Below are 3574 nucleotides of genomic sequence, written 5' to 3'. Positions count from 1 at the left end.
GGAGTCCGGTTGATCGCCGCAAGTGCCACCGACGCGTTGTCGATGATGCGGTTGATAACCATCTCCTGCGCGGCCGGGTCGATGGGCGCGGCGTCTGCTGCTACCGCCGCAATCTTCCACGCAAGCTGGTGGGTCTTTTCCAAGGGGACCTTGGAGGGAAATACCGAAACGGTATGGTTCTTCATGCAGTCAGACTATCCCCGTGCCAGAGTTGCTGTTCCGCAGCGCTTACCGAACGTAGGCGGCAAACCGGACTATACTACTCTTCGACGGACGCTTGCTCAAGGCGAAACAACACGTCGCTTTGGCGTATCAAAGGCGGCCGAGCACACTGAAGGCTAAGGCCCCAGTGGAGAACGGACTACCTATTATGCCTCCCTATCGAACCAAGCCGTAGATCAGCATATCGCAGTACTCGTCTCCTTTCTTCACGGCCTTCCGCAAACGCCCTTCCAGGGTAAAGCCGTTCTTCTCAAGCACCCTCGCGGAGGCCGGGTTCCAGCCGAATACACAGGCTTGGAGACGCATCACACCGAAACGGCTGAAAATGTGGTCGACCATGAGCTTGCAGGCTTCCGTAGCGATTCCTCTTCCCCAACACGGTTCTGCAAGCCAGTAGCCGAACTCCAACTCATGCTCGTGAATCGCGTCTTCCAGGCGGTGGCATCCGATTCCGCCCGACACACGGCCTTCCACCTCGATGCAGAAGATGCGACCGGCCATGGACTCGTCACTTGAGCGTGCAATGAATGACTGCGCGTCTTCGATGGCATAGGGATGCGGAAACCGGCTGGTCAGATTGCGCCAGATGTTCCTATTGTTGGCCACAATGGCCAATTCTTCGGCATCTTCCGTGCGAAACGGACGCAGCGTGCATTTGGAACCGTGCAATTCCATGAGCGTACCTCCTGGCGTTTACTTAACAGCATGGTCCATGCGCATCGCCCGGGCAAATTACGGAGCTTGACTCTTGGCATGCCTGCGCCGTATACGTTGCATGGATTGCTCACCGCGAATGCTTCGGGCACGGAGTCGCACGCGATACGCAATGGTTTAGGCAATCGGTTCGTAGACCGTTTCCGTCGGGGGGCAGATTAAGGTCTGCACAATGGGACGAGGGTGAATTCCATGATGGCGACGGTCGTGACGGTACTTATTATCAGTAGTGCGGCGCATTCCAGCGCGGGCGTGTGGACCACGCAAGACCACTACGGCGATTTCCAAATCGTACTCTCCGAGCATGCCAACGATTCCGAGAAGTTGGCGGCAAACGAATTGCAGCGGTACTGGAAAGGGGTCCTCGGACACTCCCCTGACATTCTCACCGCCACATCCGGCAAACCTACGATATGGCTCGGTTTCGATCCGGTTCCTCCAGCACTCCTCAACGGTGTCGAGCCGGCATCCTTTTCCGATCAGGAGTTGTGGATCAAAACACTAACGCACGATGGCCAACCCAATCTCATCATCGCGGGAGGCAAAGAGCTAGGAACCCTCTACGGCGCATATCAGTTCATTGAGGACTACTTGGGTGTGCGCTGGCTTGCCCCCGGCGAAACGTACGTCCCGAAAACGCCCAAATCTCTGCCCAACATTGACGTCAGGTATAAACCGAGCTTCGAGTTTCGCTACTCGACCTATTTCAACAACATTTCCGACCGTGAAGGTCTGCAGTATTATCGCCAGGTCCACCGCTGGTTGCCTGGCCCAAACTTCGGGTGTCACTCGTTCTACCGCATGGTGCCCCCCGAGAAGTACGGCAAGGAACACCCTGAATACTTCTCCATGGTGAACGGAAAGCGGACCTTTCCGACAACGACCGGCTACTACAACGCGCATCCCCCTGCAGATCAGGCAGGCAAATTGGCGCAATTGTGCATGAGCAATCCCGAAGTGGCGGAAGTCATCATGCAACGGCTTCGCGAGGACATTAAGGCAAATCCCAACGAGAAGACCCATCACATCAGTCAAATGGACTGGGGCGGCAATTGCGAGTGCGAGCAATGCAAGGCAGTTGACGACCGCGAAGGCACCCCGATGGGTTCGGTATTGACAGGGCTCAACCGCGTCGCGGACATGCTTGCGAAAGAGTACCCCGGCCACATGATCGAGACGCTCGCGTATACGTACACGCGCAAACCGCCCGCGCACCTCGCGCCGCGGCCCAACGTCGCCATCAAACTGTGCAGCATCGAATGTGACTTCTTTCGGCGATTCGATGACAAGCGATCAAAACTAAACCGTACCTTTGCGGAAGACATCGACGCGTGGTCGAAGATCGCGCCGCGTCTGCACGTGTGGGATTACACGACCAACTACTACAACTTTCAAATGCCGATGGTGAATTTCCACGTGCTGCAACCGAACATGCAGTTCCTGGCCGCTCACAACGTGAAAGGCATGTTCCCGCAAGGTTCCTACGATACCGTGGCGGAATTCGCGCCACTGAGAGCGTATATGCTCTCGAAGCTCATGTGGAACCTTAATATTGATTTCGATGCGGTGATGAAGGAGTTCATCGACCTCTACTACCAAGAGGCCGCTCCGTATGTTCGCGACTACATCGCGCTATTGACGAAACGAGTGGATGACGCGAAGGCCGTATTGAACTTCAATGACAAAGGCGCATGGTACGACGTGAAAACGGTCGAGAAAGCCCAAGCCCTCTTCAAAGAAGCTTACGCGAACGTCAGTTCGGACGTGACGCGCCGGCGCCTAGACATCGTGCATGCGACCGTGCAGTACGCCGCACTGACATGTCCTCCGCAAATGACAATCACCAAGGACAAGATCGTTCTCACTCGGCCTCCCAGCCAGACGCTGGAAGAGTACTTCGCGATGCTCAAAAGCTACGATGTGAAGAACATCGTCGATTACTTCCCGCTCGAAGACTTTCTTACACAGCTTCACGGGGTCACTCCGCCGCGGCACAGCGAATCCGCGCTGTTGAAGCTGGAAAACGAACGCAATCTCCTTTGGGTTGCGCCGCAACTTGAAGGCAGTATCCTCCGGTGGCGCGACAAGGCACTTCGTGCGGAACTCCTCACGGGCTACAAAACCTACAGTCACGGCGTGGGAACGTGGCAAGACTGGACCATCACACCCGGGGTCGCGGAGAAGCGTGTCGCCCTCACGTATGAGACCGTGGCATCGGACAAGACCGGGGTGACTCTGAAGGCGCGCCTCGATTCGGGCTTGTTGCTGGAGAAGCGCATCGAGCTCAATGCCGGCACGGTCAACGTCGCGTTGACACTGGTAAATGATACCGATGCCCCCATTGCGCCTGCGATTAAGGTCCACCCCGAATTCTACACGCAGGGCCCGTATCGCCCCGAAATATGGGGCCTCGGCAACCAGGGATGGCGTATGCTCAACAAGGACATTCGCGAAACCATCGCCGCCTACGGAGAACGGCTCCCTGTCAATGATCTGACCCGCCTGGCGGCGCATGTTCCGGAGAAACGACTGACCATCTTCACCGACTTTTCCGGGCAGAGTTCGGTCGCAGCTTTGTTGTACTTCTACAACGCCGCGAAAAGCGCCTGCCAAGTCAACTTGGAACTGATCCCAGTGA

Annotated in this window: 3 protein-coding genes; 1 reads left to right on the top strand and 2 read right to left on the bottom strand. The window is 56.5% G+C overall.

What is annotated here, in order from left to right:
* Together K1Y02_26100 and K1Y02_26095 are read right to left on the bottom strand one after the other, a co-directional pair.
* On the bottom strand, positions 1–185 hold a 185-nt coding region (locus K1Y02_26100; protein ID MBX7259855.1), incomplete at its 3' end, for an MmgE/PrpD family protein.
* Positions 186–378: 193 nt separating this feature from the next.
* A complete protein-coding gene (locus tag K1Y02_26095; GenBank protein ID MBX7259854.1) occupies positions 379–897 on the bottom strand; it encodes a GNAT family N-acetyltransferase in 519 nt (172 codons plus the stop codon).
* A 231-nt stretch (positions 898–1128) separates the two neighbouring features.
* On the opposite strand from K1Y02_26095, the gene K1Y02_26090 reads away from it, so the two are divergent.
* Positions 1129–3574: DUF4838 domain-containing protein (locus tag K1Y02_26090; protein MBX7259853.1), on the top strand; the 2446-nt coding region annotated here is incomplete at its 3' end.

The sequence above is a fragment of the Candidatus Hydrogenedentota bacterium genome (assembly GCA_019695095.1).
Lineage (GTDB): Bacteria > Hydrogenedentota > Hydrogenedentia > Hydrogenedentales > SLHB01 > JAIBAQ01.
Note: the sequence above shows the minus strand (reverse complement) of the source record. Positions and strands in the feature narration are given on the sequence as shown.